The organism is Streptomyces sp. NPDC048424 (assembly GCF_040651555.1).
In the GTDB taxonomy this organism is placed as follows: domain Bacteria; phylum Actinomycetota; class Actinomycetes; order Streptomycetales; family Streptomycetaceae; genus Streptomyces.
This window is the reverse complement of the sequence record NZ_JBEZKE010000026.1, coordinates 32,663-55,283: the sequence shown is the minus strand read 5'-3', so window position 1 is coordinate 55,283 and position 22,621 is coordinate 32,663. Positions and strand designations below refer to the sequence as shown.

Genomic DNA, 22,621 nt, shown 5'->3' with positions numbered 1-22,621 from the left:
GCTCGCGCTCCGTTGCGCGCCTTCTTGTCGGCCCTCCGGGTCCGTGGGAATCTGATACTCCCCACGCTTGTGCGCTTGTGAAGCCTTTCTCTAAAGGCTTCACCGGCACACCCGCCCAAGCGGGGGGCTCACCCCAGGAGGTGGCTCTCTTCATGCTCGTCCGTGACGCAATGAGCACCGTGATCCTCACCCTCGGACCCGCACACACCCTCCGGCAGGCGGCCTGCCTGATGTCCGGCCGGCGCGTCGGCGCGGCCGTCGTCCTCGACCCCGAGCACAGCGGAATCGGCATCCTGACCGAGCGCGACATCCTCAACTCGATCGGCGCGGGCCACGATCCCGACCGGGAGTCCGTGGGTGCCCACACCACCAACAACGTCGTCTTCTGCACTCCCGATGCCACCGTGCAGGAGGCGGCCGAGGCGATGGCGCACGGCGGATTCCGGCACCTGATCGTGCTGGAGAACGGCGGCCCGGTGGGCATCGTGTCCGTACGGGACGTCATCCGCTGCTGGGTACCGGCACGGCGCACGGTCTCCGCGTAGGCCCTTCTCCACGAACGACGCCGGGCCGCAGTCCTCCGAGGAGGGCTGCGGCCCGGCGTCCTGCTACGACAAGCGATCCGGGATCAGGCGCGGAGGGCCTGGACCGCGGCCTCCAGCCGCTTGCCGAAGTCACCGTCCGCCTGGCGGAAGTTGTCGATCGCGCGCTCGACGATGTCGTCGCGCGAGACCTTGGCGATGAAGCCGGACAGGTTCTCGATCAGGCGGGCCTTCTCGTCCTCCGAGTAGAGGCGGTAGAGGTTGCCGGCCTGGACGAAGTCATCGTCCTCGCTGTGGACGGCGGCCGCGTGGTTGCCCGTGCCGCCGGTCACGTCGATGGGCTGCCACAGCGGGCGGTCCGTCTGGTGCGGGCCGCCGAAGCTGTTGGGCTCGTAGTTCTTCGCACCCTTGTGGCGGCCGTCGTACAGGTGGCCGTCGCGGGAGTTGGTGCGCGCCTCGGTGGCGTGCGGACGGTTCACCGGCAGGTGGTCGGCGTTGATGCCGACGCGGTAGCGGTGGGCGTCGCCGTAGCCGAAGAGGCGGCCCTGGAGCATCTTGTCCGGGGACGGACCGATGCCGGGGACGAAGTGCGCCGGGGAGAAGATCGACTGCTCGACCTCGGCGAAGACGTTCTCCGGGTTGCGGTTGAGCTCCAGCTTGCCGATCTCGATCAGCGGGTAGTCCGCGTGCGGCCACACCTTGGTGAGGTCGAACGGGTTGAAGCGGTAGGTCGCCGCCTCGGCCGCCGGCATGATCTGGACCTGGACGGTCCAGGACGGGAAGTCGCCGCGCTCGATGGACTCGCGCAGGTCGCGCTGGTGGCTGTCGGGGTCCTCACCGGCGAGCCGGTTGGCCTCGGCCTGGGTGAGGTTCTTGATGCCCTGGTCGGTCTTGAAGTGGTACTTGACCCAGAAGACCTCGCCGGCCTCGTTGTTCCACTGGAACGTGTGCGAGCCGAAGCCGTTCATGTGGCGGTAGGACGCCGGGATGCCGCGGTCACCGAACAGCCAGGTCACCTGGTGGGTCGACTCGGGCGACAGGCCCCAGAAGTCCCAGACGTTGTCCGCCTCCTGCGAGCCCGTGTACGGGTCGCGCTTCTGGGTGTGGATGAAGTCGGGGAACTTGATGGCGTCCTTGATGAAGAACACCGGGGTGTTGTTGCCGACGAGGTCGTAGTTGCCCTCTTCGGTGTAGAACTTCAGCGCCCAGCCGCGGGGGTCGCGCACCGCGTCGGCGCTGCCGAGGTTGCCCGCGACGGTGGAGAAGCGCAGGAAGGTCTCGGTCTCCTTGCCGACCTCGGACAGGAACTTGGCACGGGTCCACTGGGAGACGTCGCGGGTCAGCGTGAAGGTGCCGTAGGCACCGGCGCCGCGGGCGTGCACCACGCGCTCCGGGATGCGCTCGCGGTTGAAGTGCGCGAGCTTCTCCAGCAGCAGCTGGTCCTGGACCAGGACGGGACCTCCGACGCCGGCGGTCTCGCTGTTCTGGTTGTCGGCGACCGGAGCCCCGGCCTCCGTGGTGAGCGGTCCCTGCGTCACGTGCGCCTCCTGCGTCATTCCTGCGTGTCCTGTCCTTGGCGTCTGCCGTACTCGATCCTACGATGGACTTTGTCTAAGTCAAGTAAGCATCCAAGTCCGCATCGGTTCGTGAGTTACACCGAATCCCTCACTGTTAGGCTGATGTCTATGAGTGACCTGCTGGAACGACTCCGCGGACGCGGCTGGCGCATGACGGCGCAGCGGCGTGTCGTGGCCGAGGTGCTCGACGGTGACCACGTGCACCTGACGGCCGACGAGGTGCACGCGCGCGCGGTGGCCAAATTGCCCGAGATCTCCCGGGCGACCGTCTACAACACACTGGGCGAGCTCGTCACCCTCGGCGAGGTCCTGGAGGTTTCCACGGACCGGCGCGCCAAGCGGTACGACCCGAACGCCCACAAGCCCCACCAGCACCTGGTCTGCGCCCAGTGCGGCGCGATCCGCGACGTCCACCCGGCGGGCAACCCGCTGGCCGACCTGCCGGACACGGAGCGCTTCGGCTTCGTCGTGTCCGCGGTCGAGGTCACCTACCGCGGGGTCTGCCCGAACTGCGCCGCCGCCTGACCCGGGAACACGAGAAGGGCCCGGACCCCACGGGGGTCCGGGCCCTTCTGCCGTCCGGTTCACATCCGGAAACGACTCAGGGCCCGGATCCATTGGATCCGGGCCCTGGGCCTTCAGTAGCGGGGACAGGATTTGAACCTGCGACCTCTGGGTTATGAGCCCAGCGAGCTACCGAGCTGCTCCACCCCGCGTCGGTAAACACGACTGTACGTGAAGCCTTCCAACAGATGCAAATCGCTTAACTTCCGGCGGCGCCGCACCCGACCACGCTCAGGCGGACAGCTCCTCCGCGAGCGCGTCGCGCAGCCGCGCCGCCCGCTCCGAGACCTCCGCCGGCCCCAGCTCCATGGCGCGAACGCACCACTTCTGCCCCTCCGCGAGGTCCCCGTGCCGGGCCGCCAGCAGCCCCAGCCGCAGCGCCGCACGGCCGTGGCCCGCCACGGCCGCCCGCGTCCACCACAGCGCGGCCTCCGGCTCGCTCCCCTCGCGGGCGAGCAGCAGCCCCAGGTTGAACGCCCCGTTGCGGGACCCGGCCTCGGCCGCCTCCCGGTACCAGCGCGCGGCGACGGCCAGGTCGCCGCGGGCGGCGGCCAGCATGCCGACCCGCACCTGGGCACGGCGGTGCCCCAGCTCGGCGGCCCGCTCGTACCACTCCTCGCTCTCCGTCTTCGGGGCGCCGCCCACCGGCTCGCCCAGCGCGACCGGCTCCGGCGGCGGGGCGAGCGACTCCAGCAGCGCGGCCAGCCGGAAGGCGGCCTCCGCGCTGCCGCCGCCCGCCGCGCAGCGCAGGTGCCGCTCGGCGGCGCGCTCCTCGCCGTCGCGGACCAGCGCGATGCCGACCTGGAGCGCCGCGTCGGTGTGCCCGGCCGACGCGGCCCGCTCGTACCACTTGAGCGCCGTGCGGTCCTCGTCGCGGCTGGCGAAGAGGATGCCGAGGTTGAACGCGGCGTCGACGCTGCCCGCCTCGGCCGCCTTGGAGAACCACGGCTCCGCGCCCGCCGCGTCCCCGACCTGCAGCAGCATGATGGCCAGCGCGTTGGCCGCCTCGCGGTGCCCCGCGTAAGCCGCCCGCCGGTACCACTGCTCGGCCTGCGCGGTGCGGTCCTGTGCGGCGCACAGCAGGGCGAGGTTGTACGCCCCGTTCTGGTCGCCCGCGTCCATGGCCGTCCGGTACCAGCGCTCCGCGGTCTGGGTCTCCCCGCGCGCGGCGTGCAGGGCGCCCAGCGCGTTCGCGGCGTTGCCGTCGCCGTCCTGGGCGGCGCGGTGCCACCAGGTGGCCGCGCTCTCCTCGTCCCCGGCGTCGCGCAGCAGGAAGCCGAGCGCGCACGCGGCGCGGGCCTCGCCCTGCTTGGCGGAGGTCAGGTACCAGCGCCCGGCCTCCTTGAGCTCCCCGCGCGCCTCCAGCAGCGCGCCCAGGTGCAGGGCCGCGCGCCGGTGGCCGCGCGCGGCGGCCTGCCGGTACCACTGTTCGGCCTCGGTGGGGTCGCCCTTGCGCAGGTGCCTCGCCAGCCGGTACGCGGCTTCGCGGTGCCCCTGTTCGGCGGCGGCTCGGAACCACCGCTCGACGCCCTTGTCCCCGCGGTGCTCCATCAGGTCGGCCAGCCCGTACGCGCCCAGCGCGTGGCCGGATTCCGCCGCCTGCCGCATCCAGTACTCGGCCGCGGGCTCGTCCCCGCGCTCGCGGAAGTGACGGCCCAGGGCGTGCGCGGCCGGAGCGGATCCGGCCACGGCGGCGACCCGCCACCAGCCGGCGGCCTCTTCGGGGTACCCGCGCTGGTGCAGCAGGACACCGAGGTTGTTCGCGGCGGCCCGGTCCCCTTCGCCGGTGGCCCCCCGCAGGTACGGCTCGGCCCCGTCGAGGTCACCACGGCGCAGCAGCAGCGCGCCGAGCACGCTCATGGCACCGGGGTCGCCCTTGTCGGCGGCCACCCGGTGCCGGGCCTCCAGCTCGGCGTCGCTCGCCGCGTCGGTCTCGGCGAACAGCTCCTGCGCGAAATCCGCATCGGTCAGCGCGGTCTGCGCGTCGGCTACCGGAACCGCCCCCTGGGCCTCTGCGCCCGATTCGGTCTCCGCCCTCACAAACCGCCCTGTCTCCAGCAGAGTTGACCTGTCCCCCATAAATCCCATCGTCGCATCACCTGCTACCCGCGTACACCTGGTATGTCGCAGCCAGTGAGGTCACTACAGCGTTTTGTCGACATGCCCACAGTGAGGTAAGTCAAACACGCTCCTACCCCAACTCACCCGCCCCAGCTAACGCGTGTCCGCCCCGGGCATGACGAAGGCCCGGATCCCATGGATCCGGGCCTTCATCTTCAGTAGCGGGGACAGGATTTGAACCTGCGACCTCTGGGTTATGAGCCCAGCGAGCTACCGAGCTGCTCCACCCCGCGTCGGTGAAACCACAGTATCACGACGCGGGACGGAGCCATTACCGATTGATCATCAGCCGCCCGGACTGGGCGCCGCCGGCTTCGCCTCCGCGTCGATCGCACGCTTCAGCGCCGCCTTGATCTCGTCCTGGGCCTTGCCGAAGGCCGCCCAGTCACCGGCCTGACGGGCCTTCTCGGCGTCCTCGACGGCCTTCTGCGCGTCGGCGAGGGCCGCCTTGACCGTCGGGTCCTGGTTCACCGGGGGCGTGACGGTGCCCTCGCCCGGCGGCTGGACCGGGGGCACCGGCGTGGTCGGGGCCTCGGCCCCGAAGACCACGTTCAGCGCCTTCTCCAGCGTGTCCTCGAAGGCCGTCTGGCCGCCGTAGGTCACCAGCACCTTGCGCAGCAGCGGGTACTTCAGCCCGGAGCTGCGGACGTACACCGGCTCCACGTAGAGCATTCCGCCGTCGAGCGGCACCGCGAGCAGGTTGCCGTACTCGATCTCCGAGTCACCACCGCGCAGCAGGCGGATCGACTCGGCGATCTTCGGCTCGGACTGGAACTTGCTCTGCACCTGACCGGGGCCGTCCGGCGGCTTGCTGGTCGGCATCTTCAGGATTCTGATCTTGCCGTAGTCCGGGGTGCCCGGATCGGCGTTGACCGCCATGAAGGCACTCAGGTTGGGCCGCTCGTTCGGCGTGAACGTCGTGGTGAGCGAGAAGACCTGGTCCTTCTCCTTCTGGCCCGGCATCTTCATCGACAGGTAGTACGGCGGGACCGCCGTGCCGGCCTTGGTCGTCGGGTCGTCCGGGACGGCCCAGGCCTCACTGCCGCTGAGGAAGGTCTGCGGGTCCGTGACGTGGTACCGGGTCAGCAGCTCGCGCTGGACCTTGAAGAGGTCCTGCGGGTAGCGGAGGTGGTCCATGAGCGGCTTGCCGATGTCGCTCTTGGGCTTCACCGTGCCGGGGAACGCCTTCATCCAGGTCTTCAGGACCGGGTCCTCGGTGTCCCACTGGTACAGGTTGACCGAGCCGTCGTACGCGTCGACGGTGGCCTTCACCGAGTTGCGGATGTAGTTGACCTGGTTCTCCTGGGCCACCACCGCGCGCTGGCTGTTGGTCAGCGAGTCGGCGGTGCTCTGGCCCAGCGTGGTGCGCGAGGCGTACGGGTAGCCGTTGGTGGTCGTGTACGCGTCGACGATCCACTTGATCCGGCCGTCGATCACGGCCGGGTACGGCGCGCCGTCGATGGTCAGCCACGGGGCGACCGCTTCGACGCGCTGCTTGGGCGTGCGGTTGTAGAGGATCCGCGAGCCCTCGCCGATGGCGCCCGAGTAGAGGATCTGCGGCTCGCTGAAGGAGAGCGCGTAGGCGGCCCGGTTGACCGGGTTGTCGAGGTTGACGCCGGAGTCGCCCTTGTAGCTCGTCTCCTTCTCGCCCTTGTCGTCCGAGTAGTCGAGCTCCTTCTGCGGCCCGCCGACGATCGAGTACTGCTTCGTCTGCTCGCCGTAGTAGATGCGCTGCTCGAAGTCCGTGCCGAACATCCCCTTGGAGGGCAGGTCGGACTGGGTGAAGTCCGGGGCGCCCTGGTCACCGACGGTGGTGCCCTTGGCCGCGACCACGCCGTAGCCGTGCGTGTACTTGAAGTGGTCGTTGATCCAGTTGTTCTTCGGGATGCCGCCGATGTTCAGCTCGCGCAGCCCGATGACCGTGTCCTGGCCGCTGTACCGGTCCACGGCGAGCGTGGACGGGAAGGCGTAGTAGCCCTTGACCTGCTGGAGCTGCTGGAAGGCCGGCGAGACGATGTTCGGGTCCAGGATCCGGATGCTGGCCGTGGTGTCGGCCTGCGGCCGCAGCTTGCCCCGGTCCGCCGTCTGCGGGGAGCCCGGGTAGTCCGTGACCTCGGAGCCCGCGATCCCGTAGGCGTCGCGCGTGGCCTTGATGTTCTTCTGGACGTACGGGGATTCCTTGGCCTGCTCGTTCGGCTGGACCTGGAACTTCTGCACGATCGCCGGGTACAGCCCGCCGATCAGGATCGCGGAGAGCACCATCAGGCCGAAGCCGATCACGGGCAGCTGCCAGGTGCGGCGCCACAGCGTCGCGAAGAACAGCACGGCGCAGATCGCGGCGATGGCGACGAGGATCGTCTTCGCCGGCAGGTAGGCGTTGGCGTCGACGTACCGCAGGCCCGTCCAGTTGTCCGCGGCCTTGAAGTCGCTGGACTTCACGGCGAGCCCGTACCGGTCGAGCCAGTACGCGATCGCCTTGAGCGTGACGAAGAGGCCGAGCAGCACCGACAGGTGCCCGGTCGCGGCGGCGGTGGCCCGGGCGCCCGGGCTGGTGACGCGCAGTCCGCCGTACAGGTAGTGCACGACGGCCGCGGCGATCACCGACAGCACGACCGCGGCGAAGCCGAAGCCGAGCAGGAAGCGGTACCAGGGCAGGTCGAAGGTGTAGAAGGACACGTCCATGTGGAACTGCGGGTCCTTCGTACCGAAGGACACCCCGTTCACGTACATGAGCCAGGTCTTCCACTGGCCGGCCGCCGAGGCGCCCGCGATCAGGCCGACGAGCACCGCGATGCCCAGCAGCAGCCACTTCTTGTAAGGGGCGATGCTCATCCGGTAACGGTCGAGGCTCTGCTGCTCCATCGACATCGCGCTGAGCGGCGGCCGCAGCCGGTGGGCCAGCCAGATGTTGAATCCGACGGCACCGGCCATCAGCAGACCGAAGACGGCGAAGAGCCCGATCTTGGTCCACAGCGTGGTGGTGAAGACGGTGGAGTACTTCACGGAGCGGAACCAGAGCCAGTCCGTCCAGAAGCCCGCGAACATGATGAAGAGCATGGCCAGGACGGCCAGCACGCCCAAGGTCATGAGGAGAGTGCGGGCCCGCCGGGAGGGGCGGCCGACTCTCATCCGTGGCCCGGACGGGCCTCCGCCGCGGTCCGGCATCTGGAAAGCCAAGGTGCGCACCTCGAAAGTCGCTGGGTCTGGTAATGAACGGGCCCCCGATCGTAGAGCCCACTCATGCAACTTACTGAGGCTTTGCTCAGTTCCCGGTATCCGGTGGAAAGGAGGCAGGATGTTGCCCATGTCCAACGTTTCGCCTTCCCCCGGCACCCCCATGGCGGCCTCGCCGCTGACCCGTGCCTGCCTCGAGATCGACGAGTACGCGGCCGGCCTCGGCTGGGACCGGCCGGCCCGGCTGTTCGCCCTCGTCGACACCGCCCGGCTCAAGAAGCAGGAGCCGCGGCTCGCGAGCCAGCTCGGCCTCGACCAGGACGACGCCGGCAAGGCCTCCCTCACCCCGATCGAGCAGGACGAGGTCCCGAAGGGGACGCCGCTCGACAAGTTCCTGGGCACCATCGCCTGGCCCGACGCCGTCGTCGGCTGTGCGCTGACGGTGGAGCGGCTGATGCTGCCGCCGTCCGCGGAGGCCTCCGTACCGGAGGGACTGAGCGACAAGCAGCTGTCGAAGTGGGTCGCCGGTCACCCGGAGCGGCAGGAGGTCCGCCTCACCGTGGCCGTGCTGCGCGACGGCTCGCGCGAGTCGGCCGTACGGCTGCGCGAGAAGGACTCCTCGACCGAGGTGCTCACCGGCGGGGGTCTGGTGCCCGGGCTGGCGGAGGCCCTGGCCGCGACCTTCTCGTAGGACCGTGGGGGAGGACCGGTCAGGGCTTGGCGCTGCACTGCGGCAGCCCGGCCGTGTCCCCCTTGCTGATCTTCTCCAGTGCCTTGGTGGCGTCGCCGATCGTGGAGACCTTCACCAGGGTCAGGCCGTCGGGCACGTTCGTGGCCGCGGAGGCGCAGTTCTCGGCGGGCGTCAGGAAGTACTCGGCGCCGGCCTGGCGGGCGCCGATCGTCTTCATCTGGATGCCGCCGATCGGACCGACCTTGCCCGCGTCGTCGATGGTGCCGGTGCCCGCGACGAACTTGCCGCCGGTCAGGTCCTCCGGGGTCAGCTTGTCGACGATGCCGAGGGCGAACATCAGTCCGGCGCTCGGGCCGCCGACGTCCGCGAGCTTGATGTCGATCGTGAACGGGAAGGTGTGGTCGGATCCGGCCCGGATGCCGACGATGGCGTGACCGTCGCCCTCCGCCTTGCCCGCGTTGATCGTCACCTTCGAGGACCCGGTGGGCTCGTGGTTCGCCTTCGCCGCCTCGGCCGCCTCCGCGGCGGGCACGATGGTGAACTCGACCGGCTCGCCCGGCTTGTGCTTGGTGACGAGCTTGGCCACGTCCTCGGGGGCGGTCACGGGGGCGCCGTCCACGGCCTTGATCACGTCACCGGCGTGCAGCTTGCCCTCGGCGGGGCTCGCCTTGACCACGGACGCGACGATCACGCGGGGGGTGACGGGGATGCCGAGCTGCTTCAGGGCCGCCACCTTGGCCGCCTGCTGCGACTGGCTGAACTCCTCGGCGTTCTCCTGGGTGGATTCCGCGTCCGTCTTGCCGTCCGGGTAGAGGTTCTCGTGCGGCACGACGATGTTGTCGCCGGACAGCCACCCGTACACCGCTTCCACCAGGCTCATGTCGTAGTCCGCGCCGGTGACGCGGACCGTCGTCATGTTGAGGTGACCGCTGGTCGGGTACGTCTTGCGCCCCGCGATGTTGAGGACGGGCGCACCGTGCGAGTCGCCGAGCGTGTTCACGGTCGGGCCCGGGCTCATCTCGGAGTACGGGACCTTGATGAGCAGCCCTGCGCAGAGCAGCGCGAACAGCACGAGGGTGGAAGCGAGCATCGTCGCAGTGCGGCGTGGCATGGATCCGACAGTACGGGACGGCCCCGGCGGGCAGCCCTCGGGGCCGGTCCGTACGGGGTCCGCGCGCGAAACTCTCAGGGGATTCTCAGCCGGGTCCCGTCAGACGGCGTCGGAACCCGAATGGGCCTCTGCCTTGGCCCTGGCCTGATCGGCGTTGCCCATGGCCTCGCGGAACCGCGCGTAGCCGGCGAGCTCGGATATGTCACCTTGCGTGCGGTCGCGTGCCGCCCAGCTGCCCCATATCGCCGCACCTATCGCGGCGAACAGCGGAATCAGCAACCACGCCAAAGACGCCATGGGCGTGCCTCCCTACCCCGAACTACGTTTCGTTGGTGGCTTCAACGCTCGTGCCCGTGGGGGGGTTACGCAAATCGAGGGCGTGTTGCGCGGCCGAACGGGTGCGAGGCTACCCCCTCGCGGGGGCCGCTCCGCGCCCGGGGCTCAGCAGGCGCCGACCCACTCTTCCGTGCCGTCGGCGAAGGACCCCTCCTTCACTGCCGCCCTCGCACTGCTCGGCGCCGGAGCGCCTCACAGGCTTCGGACGCCTGCGCCGGACTCCGTCCGTCGTCCCGTCCCGGCGCGCGCCGCCTAGCAGGCGCCGACCCACTCCTCGGTGCCGTCGGCGAAGGTCTGGTGCTTCCAGATGGGGACCTCGTGCTTGAGGTCGTCTATGAGCATCCGGCAGGCCTCGAAGGCCTCGCCGCGGTGCGGGCAGGAGACGGCGACGACGACGGCCAGGTCGCCGACGGCGAGGTCGCCCACGCGGTGCACGGCGGCCAGCGCGCGGACGGGGAACTTGGCCACGACGCGCTCGGCGACCCGGCGCATCTCGGCCTCGGCCGTGGGGTGGCAGGAGTAGCCGAGCGAGTCGACGTCCGCGCCGCTGTCGTGGTTGCGCACCGTGCCGACGAAGAGCGTCGTCCCTCCCGTCGCGTCGTCGCCGACGGCCTGGAAGACCTCGTCGATCGAGAGCGGGGTGTCACGGATCTCGAGCAGCCGGATCGGGTCCTGAGCGGCCTGCTCGCCGGGGTGGTCGAAGTGCGGTGCCATGCCTTCCATCGTGCCCTAGTGGCTGACGAGGCGAAATAGCAGTTTCGCCCGTGCCGGACCCGGCCCCTTGGGAGCCTCCTACCAATGCGGCCCGCCACATCCAGCCCCGCCGGCGTTTGAGGCGCGGGGTCCGGGGCGGAGCCCCGGTCTGTGACCCGCAGGTCAGATCCCGCGCCGCTTCCGCGCCAAGCGGACCGCGGCGGCCGCACCCAGCAGCGCCACCGTCGCACCCGCCGCACCCGCGGCCGTGGCGGCGTCCCTGCGGCCCAGCCGGCGGCCCGCGACCGTGTGGCGCCCCGAGACCTCCTGGAGGAGCTCGGCGAGCACCTCCTCGTTGGTCCAGCGCGGCCGCCACCCCGCCGCGTGCAGCCCGCTGACGCTGACCACCCAGGGGTGCATCGTGTACGCGAGGTCCCCGGCCGGGGACGGGGTCAGGCCGATCCGGTGCAGCCGGGCCGCCGCGCCCAGCGCGACCGCCGAGGGGAGCTCCATGCGGCGGATGCCGCTCAGCTCCTCGACCTCCTCCTGCTCCAGCCACCCCTCGCAGCCCACGGCCAGCTCGCCCTCGACCTTTTCCAGGGCCGCGTACTCCAGGGCGCTGACCAGGTCCTCGACGTGGCAGAACTGCCACGTGGGACGGGATCCCGCCACCACGAGCAGCCGCGGGGACTCGAAGTAGCGGGTCAGGGCCGTGTCGGTGCCGCCGACCAGGACCGCCGGGCGGATCACGGTGACGTTCAGGCCCGGGTGCGCGCGGGGGGCCCGGCGGCCGAGGCGCTCGATCTCCAGCAGGTCGCCGACGCCGGTGGCCTCGGCGGTGGCCCGCAGCTCGGAGTCCTCCGACAGCGGGATGTCGTTGTCCGGGAGCGCCCCGTAGACCATGGCCGAGGTGCAGAGCACGACCCGGTGCACGCCGGCCGCGGCGGCCGCGGTGAGGACGGTCTGGGTCCCGCGCACGTTGTACGCCGTACGGGCCGCCGGGTCCGTCTCCAGATCCAGGTCGAGGGCGAGGTGGACGACGACGTCCGCGCCGCGCAGCTTCTCGGCGATCGCGGGGTCCCGTACGTCCAGGATGTGCCACTGCGCGGCCGCGCAGTCGCCCCGCCGCTCGTCGATGGCGACGACCTGCTTGACCTCGTCGGAGGCGGCCAGCCGGCTCACCAGGGCCGCGCCGACACCCGACGCGGCGCCGGTCACGGCGATCACGGGGCCGCGCACGGCCGGGTTTCGCGGCTGGCGAACGCTCTGGGCGCTGTCGCCGTGCTCAGGGCGGTTTTCGTCGTCGTTCATCGCGCGAAACTGCGGATCTGGGGAACTCACCGGGCGTCTCCAGCGGTTGTCTTCAGTAGGGACGCGCCGTGACGCGTACCCACCAGGTGATGTCCATCCTGCCGCAGCCCAGGAGTCGGCGGAGCACCGAGCCCGTATGCGGGCCGGGTGTCTACGCTGGGTGGTGTTGTCGGACCATTGCCCGTCGGCACCCGCCGGCGGCCCTACGAGCCGAGGAAACCCGTGAGCGACACCCCATTCGGATTCGGCCTTCCGCCGGAGGAGCCGGACAACGGCGACGAGGGCAAGAAGAAGGGCGGTCAGGGCGGTCAGGGCGGCCCGAATCCGTTCGGGTTCCCCGGCATGGGCCTGCCGGGCGGCGCGGGCGCCCCCGGCGGCGCGGACAATCCGTTCGCCGCGATGTTCGGTGCCATGAACCCGAACGACCTCGGTGCGGCCTTCCAGCAGCTCGGCCAGATGCTGAGCTACGAGGGCGGTCCCGTGAACTGGGACATGGCCAAGGACATCGCCCGCCAGACCGTCGCGCAGGGCACGGCGGACGGCGTGAAGGACACGAGCGTCGGCATCGCCGAGAAGTCGGCCGTCGAGGAGGCCGTGCGCCTGGCCGACCACTGGCTGGACGGCGTGACCTCGCTGCCGTCGGGCGCCACCACCTCCGTGGCGTGGAGCCGCGCCGAGTGGGTCGAGGCGACCCTTCCGGTGTGGAAGGAGCTCGTGGACCCGGTCGCCGAGCGCGTGGGCGCGGCCATGGGCGGCGTCCTGCCCGAGGAGATGCAGGCCATGGCGGGCCCGCTGCTCGGGATGATGCGCTCCATGGGCGGGGCCATGTTCGGCCAGCAGATCGGCCAGGCCGTGGGCACGCTCGCGGGCGAGGTCGTCGGTTCCACGGACATCGGGCTGCCGCTCGGCCCGGCCGGCAAGGCCGCGCTGCTGCCGCTGAACATCGAGGCCTTCGGCAAGGACCTGAGCGTCCCCGCGGACGAGGTGCGGCTGTACCTGGCCCTGCGCGAGGCCGCGCACGCCCGGCTCTTCGCCCACGTGCCGTGGCTGCGCTCGCACCTGTTCGGTGCGGTCGAGGGCTACGCCCGCGGCATCAAGGTCGACACCTCGAAGCTGGAGGAGGTGGTCGGCCAGCTCGACCCGTCGAACCCGGAGCAGCTGCAGGAAGCGCTGCAGGGCGGCATGTTCCAGCCGCAGGACACCCCCGAGCAGAAGGCCGCCCTGGCCCGCCTGGAGACGGCGCTCGCGCTGGTCGAGGGCTGGGTCGACGCGGTGGTGCACGAGGCCGCCAAGCCCCGGCTGACCTCGGCGGACGCGATGCGCGAGACCATGCGCCGGCGGCGCGCCTCGGGCGGCCCCGCGGAGCAGACCTTCGCGACGCTGATCGGCCTGGAGCTGCGTCCGCGCCGGCTGCGCGACGCCTCCCGGCTGTGGGCCTCGCTCACGGACGCGCGCGGCGTGGACGGGCGCGACGGGCTGTGGGAGCACCCGGACATGCTGCCGACGGCCTCCGACCTGGACGACCCGGACGGCTTCGTGCACCGCGAGCAGCTGGACTTCTCCGAGATCGACAAGATGCTCGGCGAGGCCGCCGAGCAGCGCGACCAGCGTGACCGGAACGACGAGGACGGCGACGAGAAGAAGTGAGCCTGCACGAAGACGCGGTCCTGGTCCTCAAGGGCTACGAGGGCCAGCCCGAGCTGCGTGACGTCTATCTGGAGCACCTCGCCGCCCATCCGGACGGGGTGTACAAGCCGTGCACGGCCGGGCACATCACGGGCAGCGCGCTGGTGATCGACCCGGCGCGGGGGCGCGTACTGCTGACCCTGCACAAGAAGCTGGGCATGTGGCTGCAGATGGGCGGCCACTGCGAGCCCGGCGACGACACCCTCGAGGCGACGGCCCTGCGCGAGGCCTTCGAGGAGTCGGGCATCGCGTCCGGGCTGAGCCTGCTGCCCGGCGGCCCGGTGCGCCTGGACCGGCATCCGATTCCGGCGCCGTGCAACTGGCACCTGGACGTGCAGTACGCGGCGCTGGCCCCCGCCGGCGCGGTGGCGGAGATCAGCGAGGAGTCGCTGGACCTGCGCTGGTTCCCGTACGAGGAGGTGGCGGCGGCGGCCGACGCCTCGGTGGTGCGGCTGCTGGAGGCGACCTTGGCACGGCTCGGCGGCTGATCCCGGGCACGTACGACGAAGGGGCGGTCCCTGGCGGGGCCGCCCCTTTCGCCTGCCTGCGATCAGATCAGTCGCCCGGGATCAGTTCCAGGCGTTGTTCTGGTTCTGCGCGTGGGAGCCGTGCTGGCCCATGCCGAACTGGGCCGCGACGCCCTGGCCGAGCTGGGCGTTCTGCGGCGGCAGCACCTCGCTGGGCTGCACCAGCGCGAAGCCGGTGCCGAGGAAGCTGAGCTCCCAGCCCTCGCCGGTGTTGCCGCGCCGCCGCCAGACTCCGCTGGAGTGCGTCTGGGCCTGCATCTGCACGCGCAGCGAGGTCGACCAGGCGACGATCGCGTCCGCGTCGGCGTTGACGTACTTGTCGGGCGTGACCTGCATCATCAGCGGCTGCCCGGAGGTCATCAGCGCGACCTTGCCGCGGCCGGTGATGTTGAGCTGGTACTTGCCGGAACCGGAGATCCCGTACTGGCTGTCCACCGCGATGACCTCGGTGTGCAGGGTGGAGTCCAGGGCGAGCACGTAGCTGCTGTCGACCGTGAGGCCTTCCTGGTCCACGTCCACGACGTGCACGTACTGGGCCAGGTTGGCCAGGTAGACCGTGCCCTGCCCGGAGCAGCGCATGAGGTCCAGGCCCTCGCCGGTGCGGCGGCGGGCATTGCGCTGGTTGGTGGTCTGGTACTCGCCGTCGAAGTCGATGAGGCCCTGGTAGGCGACCATCGCGCCCTTGCGGGCGAGGACGTCGTCGGAGCCGGTCAGCGAGACCCGCAGCAGCTGCGGGTTCTGGATGGCGTACCGGTCCTGGGACTGCGCCTCGGCGTGGGCGAAAAGTGAGCTCTGCATGATGTGTCCGCTCCCCCTCAGCCCCGGGCCCGGAGCCGGTCGGTGCTGTCCTCGCTGGGCTGTACGACGACGATGCCCTGGCCGGAGAAGGCCATCTGGTAGGCCTCCCCGCTGCCCCGGCCGATCATCGACGAGGCCTTGAAGCTGCGCTTGCCCTTGACCTTGAGATTCGGCGACCAGGCGACGAGCGCGTCCGGGTCGACGTACGTCTCGTCCTCGCCGCGGCCGCAGTCGACCACGATCGGGGTGCCGCGGGAGGTCAGGGCGACCCAGCCGGTACCCGCGACCTGCACGTTGAACAGGCCCTGGCCGGCGAACTTGGCGAGCCCCTTGACCCGCTCGACGCCCCACTGGAGGTGCGCGTCGAAGGCGAGCAGGTTGGTGCCGTTGACCGAGAGCGAGTCGTTCTGGAGGTTGATGACGACGACGTCGGCGCCGTAGTCGGCGAGGTAGAGCAGGCCGTCGCCGGTGCACTTCATCAGGGGCGCGCCCTCGCCGGTGATCCACTGCGAGGCCATCTGGCGGACGGCCGGCGGGTTGGGCTCGTACTGCACGAAGCCCTCGTAGGCGACCATCGAGCCGGTGCGGGCGAAGAGGTCCTGGCCGCTCTGCATGGCGACCTTGAGCATGGCCCGGCCGTGGTTCTCCATGCGGGCCGTGACGGGCGTCGGGGCGAAGCCCGCGAGCTGTTGGTTCATTGCGTTCATGTCGGGCTCCCTCAGACCTCGTACGGCTGGACGACGATGAAGTTGCCGGGAGCACCGCGGAACTGGAGGTTCACGGTCTCCCCGCTGTGGCCGGGGTAGGCGTTGCGCCGCAGCCGGACCTGGCTGGACAGGATCACCTGCGAGGCGGAGGACCACGCCACGATGGCGTTGCTGTCCGCGAAGGTGGTCGGGGTGACGGGCAGGACCACCGGGACGCCGTGCGTCTTGACGATGACCGTGCCCGTGCCCTGGAACTGCATGGTGAACAGGGCGCCGCCGGGGATGCCGTGGCCCTCGATGCGGCGGACCTCGTGCTGGAGCGACTCGTCGAAGGCGAGGACCGCCTCGGCGGAGACGCAGATCCCGTCGCCCTGGAGCTCGATGGCGTGCAGGTGGGAGCCGTTCTCGGCGAGGAAGACCTGGCCGCGGCCGGTGCAGCGCATGAGCTGCATCTCCTGGCCGGTGGCGTTGCCGACGATGCGGCCGGCGAAGCCCGCGCCCTTGTAGCTGAAGTCCACCTTGCCCTGGTAGAGGACCATGCTGCCCTGCCGGGCGAGGACGGCCTGGCCGCCCATCGCCAGGTCGACGCGCATGAGCTGCGCGTTCTGCGGGGTCCAGCGGGCGCCCGTGGGGGCTTCCTTGTACGGCTGGAGCGCGGCGGCGAGACCGGCGCCGACGGGGGCGGCCTGGGGGGCGTAGCCGGGCTGCTGGCCCGGGACCTGCCCGGGGACCTGGCCCGGGACCTGGCCGTAGCCCGGCTGCTGCCCGTAGGGCGCGGGGGCCGGGGCGGGCGGCGGGACCTGGCCCGGGTAGCCGGGAACCTGTCCGGGGACCTGGCCGTACGAGGGCTGCTGCGGCTGCGGCTGCCCGTACGGGGCGGGGGCCGGCGGGGCGAGCGGCGCGGCCATGGTGGGCGCGGCGTGCACCGGGGCCGGGGCGGCGGGCTGCTGGTACTGCGACTGCGGGACCGCGGCGGGCGCGGGCGCGGGGGCGCCGAAGGACGGCGCGGGCGCGGGTGCCTGGGCGGGCGCGGGGGCGGGGGCGCCGAAGGAGGGGGCCGGGGCGGCCGCCTGCGGCGGCGGGGCGAACCCGGGCGCGGCCGCGGCGGGCGCCTGCTGCGCGGGCTGTGCCTCCTCGGCGACCTCGCCGCCGAAGTTCCTCAGCAGCGCGTCGAGCCCGCCGTCGAAGCCCTGGCCGACGGCGGCGAAGCGCCACACGTCCTTGTGGTAGAAGTCGCCGAGCATCACGGCCCGCTCGGTCGTGAACTCCGAGCCGGTGAAGGCGTACCGGACGACCTCTTCGCCGCCCGCCACGATCCGGATGTAGCCCGGACCGATCTGCGACATCTGTCCGGCGCCGTCGATGGTGGCGGTGAAGGACAGCTTGTGGATGGACGCCGGAATGCGGTCCAGGGTCACCCGGAAGGATTCGGTGTCACCGGACTGCGCGCCGAGTTGCTGAATGGACTCTTCCGGCGACTTCGGCTGGTTGAAGAAGACGAAGTAGCGGTCGTCCGACAGCTGCTCGTTGACATCGAGCCCGAAACAGCTGATGTCGAAGGTGAGTCCGGGCCCGGCGATCTGGACGCCTACGTACAGATCCGTGCCCGCCGTGAGATCACTGATCTTGGCCTTGTGGCCGCGTTGGAATTCCCTGGCCATACGTAACGACCGTCCCCCATCCCGACTGTGAATGCGTGCCGCTCAGGCTAACGGCAACTGCCGACATCCGGCCAAGTCGGTACCGACCCGGTACATATCACGCTGTGTGACATGACGGGTGGGTACAGGGCCTTCCGGATCATTCGTCGCGGGCGGCGGGGACCGTCGGAAGGCGCTCGGCCGCCACCACTCCCTCCAGGTACCCGCGGGCGCGCTCGGTGCGCGGGTACGCCTCCAGCAGCTCCCAGAAACGGGGCCCGTGGCCGGGCACGAGGAGGTGGGCCAGCTCGTGCAGGAGCACGTAGTCGACGACGTACTCCGGCATGCCCTGGATGCGGTGCGAGAGCCGGATGCTGCCTTCGGCCGGGGTGCAGGAGCCCCAGCGGGTGTTCTGGTTCGTGACCCAGCGGACCGTGCGGGGGCGTGCGCGGCCGCCGAAGTACTGCTCGGACAGACGCTCGGCGCGCACGGTGAGTTCCGCGTCCCCGAGGGTGCGTTTGCTCTCCTGGGCGGCGAGCTTGTCGAGCATGACACCCACCCAGCGCTGCTCCTCCGCCTCGGACATCCGGGCAGGGATGAGGACGACCGTACGGTCACCCTCGCGATAGGCGGATACGGTCCTGCGGCGGCGCGCGCTCCGGCGGACTTCGACGGCGCGCTGCGGTGGATCGGCGGACACGCCACGACGGTACCCGGTAGCGGCGGCCGAAGTCCCGCCCGTCCGGGGGTCGAACTCGAGCGATGCAGAGCCGATATCGGGAACGGCATTTCCCTTCATCTCATATGCCTAATACCCCTCGCCTGTGGACAAATTCGCGCACGGATTCCGGCGGACGGGCAGTGTTGCGGGAGAGCCGGAAATGGGGCGGCTCGAGTCCGCACGGAAAATCGAGGGGGATCGGTCATGTATCCGAAGGTGAAGCCCGCGCTGGCGCGGGCCTGGCGGGACCGCGAGACGGTGCAGTTCGGGGTGACCCCCGCCCATGCGGTGGTGCTCGGCCCGGTGGACACGGCGACGGGCGCGCTCATCGACCGGATCGACGGGACGCGGGGGATGGAGCTGCTGCGGGCCGAGGCCACGGGCATGGGGCTGCCGGACGGCCAGACCGACGCGCTCGTCAGGCGGCTGGCGGGAGCCGGTCTGCTCGACGACGCCACGGCGGGCGGCCCGCGGGCCCAGGCCGTGCGCGGTCATCCGGAGGCCCTGGAGCGGCTGGGGCCCGATCTGGGCTCCCTCTCCCTGGTCCACCGGGAGCCGGGCGGGGACTTGCGGGGTGTCGCCGCGCGCCGGGCGATACGGGTCCGGGTGCGCGGGAGCGGACGGGTGGGCGCCGTGATCGCCGCGGTCCTGGCGGGAGCCGGCGTGGGCCGGGTCGAGGTGCTCGACGGGGGCCGGGTGGAGCCGGCGGACGTGGCGCCGGGCGGGCTGGATCCCGGGAGCGTGGGCCGGCTGCGGGCGGAGGCCGCGGGAAAGCTGGTGCGCGGGGCCGCCCCTGGGCGCGCTCCTCGGGCCGGGGAGGAGGAGGGGGCGGAGCCGCGGCTGGCCCTGGTGGTGGTCGCGCCCCGGGACGGGCTGCACGCCTGGGCCCCCGATCCGGACACCGCGGCCGACTGGGTCGCCACGGGCATCCCGCACCTGTACGCGGGGGTGTTGGAGGGGACGGGGCTGGTGGGGCCGCTGGTCCTGCCGGGGGTGACGGCCTGCGCGGGGTGCATGGAGCGCGACCGCGTGGACCGGGACGCGGCCTGGCCCCGGATGCTGGTCCAGTGGCGCTCGGCCCACCGCCGCCGCGCGGGCGCCGCCTGCGACCTGGGGCTGTCCACGGCGGTGGCCGGCCTGGCCGCGGCCCACGCGCTCTCCTTCCTCGACGGTGAACTGCCCGCGTCCACCGCCACCCGCTGGGAGGCCGCCCTCCCCTCCCTCCACTGGGAATCCACCCCGGTCCTCCCCCATCCCGACTGCCCCTGCGGGGCGCACGCGGAGCGCACGGACACCCCGCGGGAACCCGGGGAAGGTGCCCTCCTCCGAGCCGCGAGGTGGCCATGACAGGATGCGGAGAACCGCTGTTCGCGGCGCAGCAGTCTGGGAAATGGAGGGGCGTATGTCTGATCTTCCCCGGAAGGCGGTCACCCGCACCGTCAAGCTGGCCGCGCTGCCGCTCGGCATCGCGGGCCGGGCCACCTGGGGGCTGGGCAAGCGGATCGGGGGCAAGTCCGCGGAGATCGTGGCGGGCGAGCTCCAGAAGCGCACCGCCGAGCAGTTGTTCCGCACGCTCGGGGAGCTGAAGGGCGGTGCCATGAAGTTCGGGCAGGCCCTGTCGGTCTTCGAGTCGGCGCTGCCCGAGGAGGTCGCGGGGCCCTACCGGGCGGCGCTGACCAAGCTCCAGGAGGCGGCTCCGCCCCTGCCAGCGGCGACGGTGCACCAGGTGCTGGCGGACCGTCTCGGCGCGGACTGGCGGGAGCTGTTCGAGGAGTTCGAGGACAAGCCGGCCGCGGCTGCCTCGATCGGGCAGGTGCACCGGGCGGTGTGGCACGACGGCCGGCAGGTCGCGGTCAAGGTCCAGTACCCGGGGGCCGGTGAGGCGCTGCTGTCGGACCTGAAGCAGCTGGGCCGGTTCGCGGGGCTGCTGGGGCCGCTGATCCCCGGCATGGAGATCAAGCCGCTGATCAAGGAGTTGCGCGACCGGGTCGCCGAGGAGCTCGACTACGAGCTGGAGGCCGAGGCCCAGCGGACCCACGCGGACGCCTTCGAGGACGATCCGGACGTGGTCGTGCCGGATGTCGTGCACCAGGGCGACCAGGTGCTGGTGACCGAGTGGATGGAGGGGACCCCGCTGTCGGAGGTGATAGCCGACGGCACCGATGAGGAGCGCGACCGCGCCGGACAGCTGCTGGCCCGGTTCCTCTTCTCCGGTCCCGCGCGGACCGGTCTGCTGCACGCGGATCCGCACCCGGGCAACTTCCGGCTGATACCGGGGGCGGACGGCCGGATGCGGCTGGGCGTGCTGGACTTCGGCACGGTCGACCGGCTGCCGGGTGGCTGGCCCAAGCCCATCGGCAGGTCGCTGCGGATGACCCTGGACGGTGACGCCGAGGGGGTCTACGGGCACCTGCGCGCCGAGGGGTTCGTGAAGGAGTCCATCGAGCTGGACCCCGACGCGGTGCTGGACTACCTCAAGCCGATCATCGAGCCGGCCGAGGCCGAGGAGTTCACCTTCACCCGGCCGTGGCTGCGCGGCCAGGCGGCGCGGATCGCCGATCCCCGCTCCCCCGCGCACCAGTTGGGCCGGCAGATCAACCTGCCGCCGTCGTACCTGCTGATCCACCGGGTGACGTTGAGCACGATCGGGGTGCTGTGCCAGCTGGGCGCGACGGTGCGGCTGCGGGACGAACTGGACGCCTGGCTGCCCGGGTTCGCCTCCGCCGAGTGACTCCGTAGGGTCCGGGGCCCGGGCCCCGGGGTCACCACCAGGAGGAGTCGAGCCTGCCTTCGATCGCCCGGAGGTTGGCCCGCGCGCAGTCGACGCAGAAGTACTGTCTGGTCCCGTTCTCCACCGAGCAGGTCCAGGTGGGCGGGGCGCCGTCGGGGGACTCTGTGCCACAGCGCGCGCAGACGACGGGCTGGGCCTCGGATTCCGACGGGGTGGGGTGGGGAGTCGGCTGGTCCACCTCCAGACGATATCCCCGTAAGGGGTGGACTGCCGTCCGCAACGCACCGGGGGGACCGGTCCGTTCGGACCGGTCCCCCCGGGGACGCTGTTTTCAGCTCTTAGTGCATGACGGCCATGGCCAGCGCACGGCGGGCGCGCATCGAGACGCGCTCGGCACGCCGCTGCATGCGGCGGGCGGCAACCAGGCGTACGGCGTGACGTTCGACGTCCACCTCACGCATGAGCTCGTCCATATGGGCACGAGCCAGGGCTTCTGGGATGAGTTGCATTTCGCGGGTCCTGTTCTGACGCGAGGTGATCGCGCCGGCGGTGATGAAGTCTGCGTGGGCGGCGCCGTGGGGCTGCTCGCTCGTGATGTGGGCGGTCATGAGGGCCTGCTTCAGGGGGTCGTGCGTCAGGGGGCGGTCGATGGTTCCGATGGCGGTCATGCCGAGACGACCGGGTTCTTGCGCGGACGGCCACGGGGCCGCTTGCGGGCGACGACGACACCCTGGACGAAGAGCTCGCCACCCCAGACACCCCAGGGCTCGCGGCGCTCGACCGCTCCGGCGAGGCAGGCCTCGACCAGCGGGCAGGTGCGGCAGAGGGACTTGGCGTACTCGACGTCGGCCGGGGACTCGGCGAAGAAGACCTCGGGGTCGAAGGTGCGGCAGGGAACGGGTACGCCGAGGTTCTCGATGGCGTCGTCGAGCGCGGTCAGCGCGGTGAGCGGGGTCAAGGTGTGGTCCTCCGGGACTGCGGGCGGGGAGATCGTGTGGGTCTGCGTTACGGACGGGGCGTGCGCTTCGAGTTGCACGGTGGTTTCTTCCTCGTCGTCTTGGTCGGCTAGTCGTTCCGGCCGGTCGGCCGGGTTCGGCTGTCACCTGGTTCTGCCAGTCCCGAGGCTCCTTCGCTGCGTTGTCCCTGTTCGGGGACAAACAGAAGGGCCGCGGATCCCGGGTGGGGTTCCGCGGCCCTGAAGGCGCCGGCCTGATCATGCGATCAGACTGGATCACTCCAGGGTTCGAGCCCACGGAAGGCCCACATCAGGTGGTGCTGCTGCTTCTTCGTCTGCTTCGTCTTGGCTCCGGCACCGGCTGCGGCCGCGAAGCCATAGGCGCCATGCGCCTGAGCTTCTGCTGCCAGTACTGCCACCGGTGCCAGGGTCGGTCGCTCATTGCGCTCACTGACCGGAAGGGTCGCCAGCAGGGCGGGGCGGTCGGCGGAAATCGCGGACACACCGGTACCCAGGAGGGAGACGGAACCGAGCAGGCAGGAAGCGTCGACCGAGCGATCGGTCATTTTGGTGAAGGTCATGAAGCTGGTCACTGGTCTCGCCTCCTCTCGGCGTCTCGGGGACGTGGCCCGGGGGCCTGTCCCATGCGTATTCGGATAAGTACAGCACGGATCCAGGGCTTCGGAGAAGCCACCGTTTCCGTTGCTAAGAACCTATGGGTCTTCGCTGGGCATGT

At 71.2% G+C, this 22,621-nt stretch carries 22 protein-coding genes and 2 tRNA genes; 7 read left to right on the top strand and 17 right to left on the bottom strand.

The window, feature by feature from the left end:
- The first annotated feature begins 152 nt into the window (after window positions 1-152).
- Window positions 153-545, top strand: a complete 393-nt coding sequence (locus tag AB0D29_RS29335; RefSeq protein ID WP_319723017.1) for a CBS domain-containing protein — start codon at window positions 153-155, stop codon at window positions 543-545.
- An 83-nt stretch (window positions 546-628) separates the two neighbouring features.
- Here the strand turns inward: AB0D29_RS29335 and AB0D29_RS29330 are convergent, their stop codons facing one another.
- Window positions 629-2,098, bottom strand: a complete 1,470-nt coding sequence (locus tag AB0D29_RS29330) for a catalase (protein ID WP_362858354.1) — start codon at window positions 2,096-2,098, stop codon at window positions 629-631.
- 129 nt (window positions 2,099-2,227) lie between these two features.
- Between AB0D29_RS29330 and AB0D29_RS29325 the strand changes: the two genes are divergently transcribed.
- Window positions 2,228-2,644, top strand: a complete 417-nt coding sequence (locus AB0D29_RS29325; RefSeq protein ID WP_030709927.1) for a Fur family transcriptional regulator — start codon at window positions 2,228-2,230, stop codon at window positions 2,642-2,644.
- Window positions 2,645-2,761: 117 nt separating this feature from the next.
- Here the strand turns inward: AB0D29_RS29325 and AB0D29_RS29320 are convergent.
- The 4 genes from AB0D29_RS29320 to AB0D29_RS29305 all read right to left on the bottom strand — a co-directional run bounded on the left by AB0D29_RS29320 (window position 2,762) and on the right by AB0D29_RS29305 (window position 7,969).
- Window positions 2,762-2,835, bottom strand: a tRNA-Met gene (locus AB0D29_RS29320).
- A 79-nt stretch (window positions 2,836-2,914) separates the two neighbouring features.
- The gene (locus tag AB0D29_RS29315; protein WP_362858353.1) at window positions 2,915-4,771 is read right to left on the bottom strand and encodes a tetratricopeptide repeat protein; all 1,857 of its coding nucleotides are present in this window, start codon (window positions 4,769-4,771) and stop codon (window positions 2,915-2,917) included.
- A gap of 192 nt (window positions 4,772-4,963) precedes the next feature.
- Window positions 4,964-5,037: transfer RNA gene (locus AB0D29_RS29310), tRNA-Met, on the bottom strand.
- Between the two features lie 52 nt (window positions 5,038-5,089).
- A complete protein-coding gene (locus tag AB0D29_RS29305; protein WP_362858408.1) occupies window positions 5,090-7,969 on the bottom strand; it encodes a UPF0182 family protein in 2,880 nt (959 codons plus the stop codon).
- 130 nt (window positions 7,970-8,099) lie between these two features.
- Here AB0D29_RS29305 and AB0D29_RS29300 point away from each other — a divergent pair, with 130 nt between their 5' ends.
- Window positions 8,100-8,669 carry a PPA1309 family protein gene (locus AB0D29_RS29300; protein WP_362858351.1) on the top strand — a complete coding sequence of 190 codons (570 nt, stop codon included), beginning with the start codon at window positions 8,100-8,102 and terminating at the stop codon, window positions 8,667-8,669.
- A 19-nt stretch (window positions 8,670-8,688) separates the two neighbouring features.
- Here AB0D29_RS29300 and AB0D29_RS29295 read toward each other — a convergent pair whose 3' ends face one another.
- The 4 genes from AB0D29_RS29295 to AB0D29_RS29280 form a co-directional block, all read right to left on the bottom strand.
- Window positions 8,689-9,780, bottom strand: a complete 1,092-nt coding sequence (locus AB0D29_RS29295; protein ID WP_362858350.1) for a PDZ domain-containing protein — start codon at window positions 9,778-9,780, stop codon at window positions 8,689-8,691.
- Between the two features lie 99 nt (window positions 9,781-9,879).
- Entirely contained in the window at window positions 9,880-10,077 is a 198-nt protein-coding gene (locus AB0D29_RS29290; protein WP_319723032.1) for a hypothetical protein, read from the bottom strand.
- 291 nt (window positions 10,078-10,368) lie between these two features.
- Entirely contained in the window at window positions 10,369-10,830 is a 462-nt protein-coding gene (locus AB0D29_RS29285) for a molybdenum cofactor biosynthesis protein MoaE (protein WP_351295219.1), read from the bottom strand.
- Window positions 10,831-10,992: 162 nt separating this feature from the next.
- On the bottom strand, window positions 10,993-12,150 hold the full coding sequence (locus tag AB0D29_RS29280; protein ID WP_362858349.1) for an SDR family oxidoreductase: 1,158 nt from the start codon (window positions 12,148-12,150) through the stop codon (window positions 10,993-10,995).
- A gap of 192 nt (window positions 12,151-12,342) precedes the next feature.
- Between AB0D29_RS29280 and AB0D29_RS29275 the strand changes: the two genes are divergently transcribed.
- Window positions 12,343-13,767 carry a zinc-dependent metalloprotease gene (locus AB0D29_RS29275; RefSeq protein ID WP_362858347.1) on the top strand — a complete coding sequence of 475 codons (1,425 nt, stop codon included), beginning with the start codon at window positions 12,343-12,345 and terminating at the stop codon, window positions 13,765-13,767.
- On the top strand, window positions 13,764-14,294 hold the full coding sequence (locus AB0D29_RS29270; RefSeq protein WP_362858345.1) for an NUDIX hydrolase: 531 nt from the start codon (window positions 13,764-13,766) through the stop codon (window positions 14,292-14,294). The genes AB0D29_RS29275 and AB0D29_RS29270 overlap by 4 nt, the downstream gene beginning before the upstream one ends.
- Window positions 14,295-14,375: 81 nt before the next feature.
- Here AB0D29_RS29270 and AB0D29_RS29265 read toward each other — a convergent pair whose 3' ends face one another.
- The 4 genes from AB0D29_RS29265 to AB0D29_RS29250 all read right to left on the bottom strand — a co-directional run bounded on the left by AB0D29_RS29265 (window position 14,376) and on the right by AB0D29_RS29250 (window position 18,277).
- A complete protein-coding gene (locus tag AB0D29_RS29265) occupies window positions 14,376-15,131 on the bottom strand; it encodes an AIM24 family protein (RefSeq protein WP_362858344.1) in 756 nt (251 codons plus the stop codon).
- A 17-nt stretch (window positions 15,132-15,148) separates the two neighbouring features.
- Window positions 15,149-15,829 (bottom strand): AIM24 family protein, encoded by a 681-nt coding sequence (locus tag AB0D29_RS29260; protein ID WP_030709946.1) that lies wholly within the window; start codon window positions 15,827-15,829, stop codon window positions 15,149-15,151.
- A gap of 20 nt (window positions 15,830-15,849) precedes the next feature.
- On the bottom strand, window positions 15,850-17,499 hold the full coding sequence (locus AB0D29_RS29255; protein WP_362858342.1) for a TerD family protein: 1,650 nt from the start codon (window positions 17,497-17,499) through the stop codon (window positions 15,850-15,852).
- A 139-nt stretch (window positions 17,500-17,638) separates the two neighbouring features.
- Window positions 17,639-18,277, bottom strand: coding sequence for a M48 family metallopeptidase (locus AB0D29_RS29250; protein WP_362858341.1), 639 nt, complete (start codon window positions 18,275-18,277; stop codon window positions 17,639-17,641).
- Between the two features lie 126 nt (window positions 18,278-18,403).
- Here AB0D29_RS29250 and AB0D29_RS29245 point away from each other — a divergent pair, with 126 nt between their 5' ends.
- Entirely contained in the window at window positions 18,404-19,546 is a 1,143-nt protein-coding gene (locus tag AB0D29_RS29245) for a TOMM precursor leader peptide-binding protein (protein ID WP_362858339.1), read from the top strand.
- 55 nt (window positions 19,547-19,601) lie between these two features.
- On the top strand, window positions 19,602-20,930 hold the full coding sequence (locus AB0D29_RS29240) for an AarF/ABC1/UbiB kinase family protein (RefSeq protein ID WP_362858337.1): 1,329 nt from the start codon (window positions 19,602-19,604) through the stop codon (window positions 20,928-20,930).
- A 31-nt stretch (window positions 20,931-20,961) separates the two neighbouring features.
- Here AB0D29_RS29240 and AB0D29_RS29235 read toward each other — a convergent pair whose 3' ends face one another.
- From AB0D29_RS29235 to AB0D29_RS29220, 4 genes are all read right to left on the bottom strand, one after another.
- The gene (locus tag AB0D29_RS29235; RefSeq protein ID WP_351295246.1) at window positions 20,962-21,168 is read right to left on the bottom strand and encodes a hypothetical protein; all 207 of its coding nucleotides are present in this window, start codon (window positions 21,166-21,168) and stop codon (window positions 20,962-20,964) included.
- Window positions 21,169-21,268: 100 nt separating this feature from the next.
- On the bottom strand, window positions 21,269-21,598 hold the full coding sequence (locus tag AB0D29_RS29230; protein WP_362858335.1) for a hypothetical protein: 330 nt from the start codon (window positions 21,596-21,598) through the stop codon (window positions 21,269-21,271).
- On the bottom strand, window positions 21,595-21,966 hold the full coding sequence (locus AB0D29_RS29225; protein ID WP_362797273.1) for a WhiB family transcriptional regulator: 372 nt from the start codon (window positions 21,964-21,966) through the stop codon (window positions 21,595-21,597). Before AB0D29_RS29225 ends, AB0D29_RS29230 begins: the two co-directional genes overlap by 4 nt.
- Before the next feature lie 185 nt (window positions 21,967-22,151).
- Window positions 22,152-22,466 (bottom strand): hypothetical protein, encoded by a 315-nt coding sequence (locus AB0D29_RS29220; protein ID WP_362797615.1) that lies wholly within the window; start codon window positions 22,464-22,466, stop codon window positions 22,152-22,154.
- Between the last annotated feature and the right edge of the window lie 155 nt (window positions 22,467-22,621).

What these genes read in the sequence shown, in the direction of transcription:
- AB0D29_RS29240 (WP_362858337.1), top strand. Translation starts at nt 19,602, where the DNA reads ATGTCTGATCTTCCCCGGAAGGCGGTCACCCGCACCGTCAAGCTGGCC.
- AB0D29_RS29250 (WP_362858341.1), bottom strand. Translation starts at nt 18,277, where the DNA reads ATGAAGGGAAATGCCGTTCCCGATATCGGCTCTGCATCGCTCGAGTTC.
- AB0D29_RS29260 (WP_030709946.1), bottom strand. Translation starts at nt 15,829, where the DNA reads ATGAACCAACAGCTCGCGGGCTTCGCCCCGACGCCCGTCACGGCCCGC.
- AB0D29_RS29335 (WP_319723017.1), top strand. Translation starts at nt 153, where the DNA reads ATGCTCGTCCGTGACGCAATGAGCACCGTGATCCTCACCCTCGGACCC.
- AB0D29_RS29325 (WP_030709927.1), top strand. Translation starts at nt 2,228, where the DNA reads ATGAGTGACCTGCTGGAACGACTCCGCGGACGCGGCTGGCGCATGACG.
- AB0D29_RS29300 (WP_362858351.1), top strand. Translation starts at nt 8,100, where the DNA reads ATGTTGCCCATGTCCAACGTTTCGCCTTCCCCCGGCACCCCCATGGCG.
- AB0D29_RS29305 (WP_362858408.1), bottom strand. Translation starts at nt 7,969, where the DNA reads ATGCCGGACCGCGGCGGAGGCCCGTCCGGGCCACGGATGAGAGTCGGC.
- AB0D29_RS29265 (WP_362858344.1), bottom strand. Translation starts at nt 15,131, where the DNA reads ATGCAGAGCTCACTTTTCGCCCACGCCGAGGCGCAGTCCCAGGACCGG.
- AB0D29_RS29315 (WP_362858353.1), bottom strand. Translation starts at nt 4,771, where the DNA reads ATGGGATTTATGGGGGACAGGTCAACTCTGCTGGAGACAGGGCGGTTT.
- AB0D29_RS29245 (WP_362858339.1), top strand. Translation starts at nt 18,404, where the DNA reads ATGTATCCGAAGGTGAAGCCCGCGCTGGCGCGGGCCTGGCGGGACCGC.
- AB0D29_RS29290 (WP_319723032.1), bottom strand. Translation starts at nt 10,077, where the DNA reads ATGGCGTCTTTGGCGTGGTTGCTGATTCCGCTGTTCGCCGCGATAGGT.
- AB0D29_RS29255 (WP_362858342.1), bottom strand. Translation starts at nt 17,499, where the DNA reads ATGGCCAGGGAATTCCAACGCGGCCACAAGGCCAAGATCAGTGATCTC.
- AB0D29_RS29330 (WP_362858354.1), bottom strand. Translation starts at nt 2,098, where the DNA reads ATGACGCAGGAGGCGCACGTGACGCAGGGACCGCTCACCACGGAGGCC.
- AB0D29_RS29230 (WP_362858335.1), bottom strand. Translation starts at nt 21,598, where the DNA reads ATGACCGCCATCGGAACCATCGACCGCCCCCTGACGCACGACCCCCTG.
- AB0D29_RS29285 (WP_351295219.1), bottom strand. Translation starts at nt 10,830, where the DNA reads ATGGCACCGCACTTCGACCACCCCGGCGAGCAGGCCGCTCAGGACCCG.
- AB0D29_RS29220 (WP_362797615.1), bottom strand. Translation starts at nt 22,466, where the DNA reads ATGACCTTCACCAAAATGACCGATCGCTCGGTCGACGCTTCCTGCCTG.
- AB0D29_RS29295 (WP_362858350.1), bottom strand. Translation starts at nt 9,780, where the DNA reads ATGCCACGCCGCACTGCGACGATGCTCGCTTCCACCCTCGTGCTGTTC.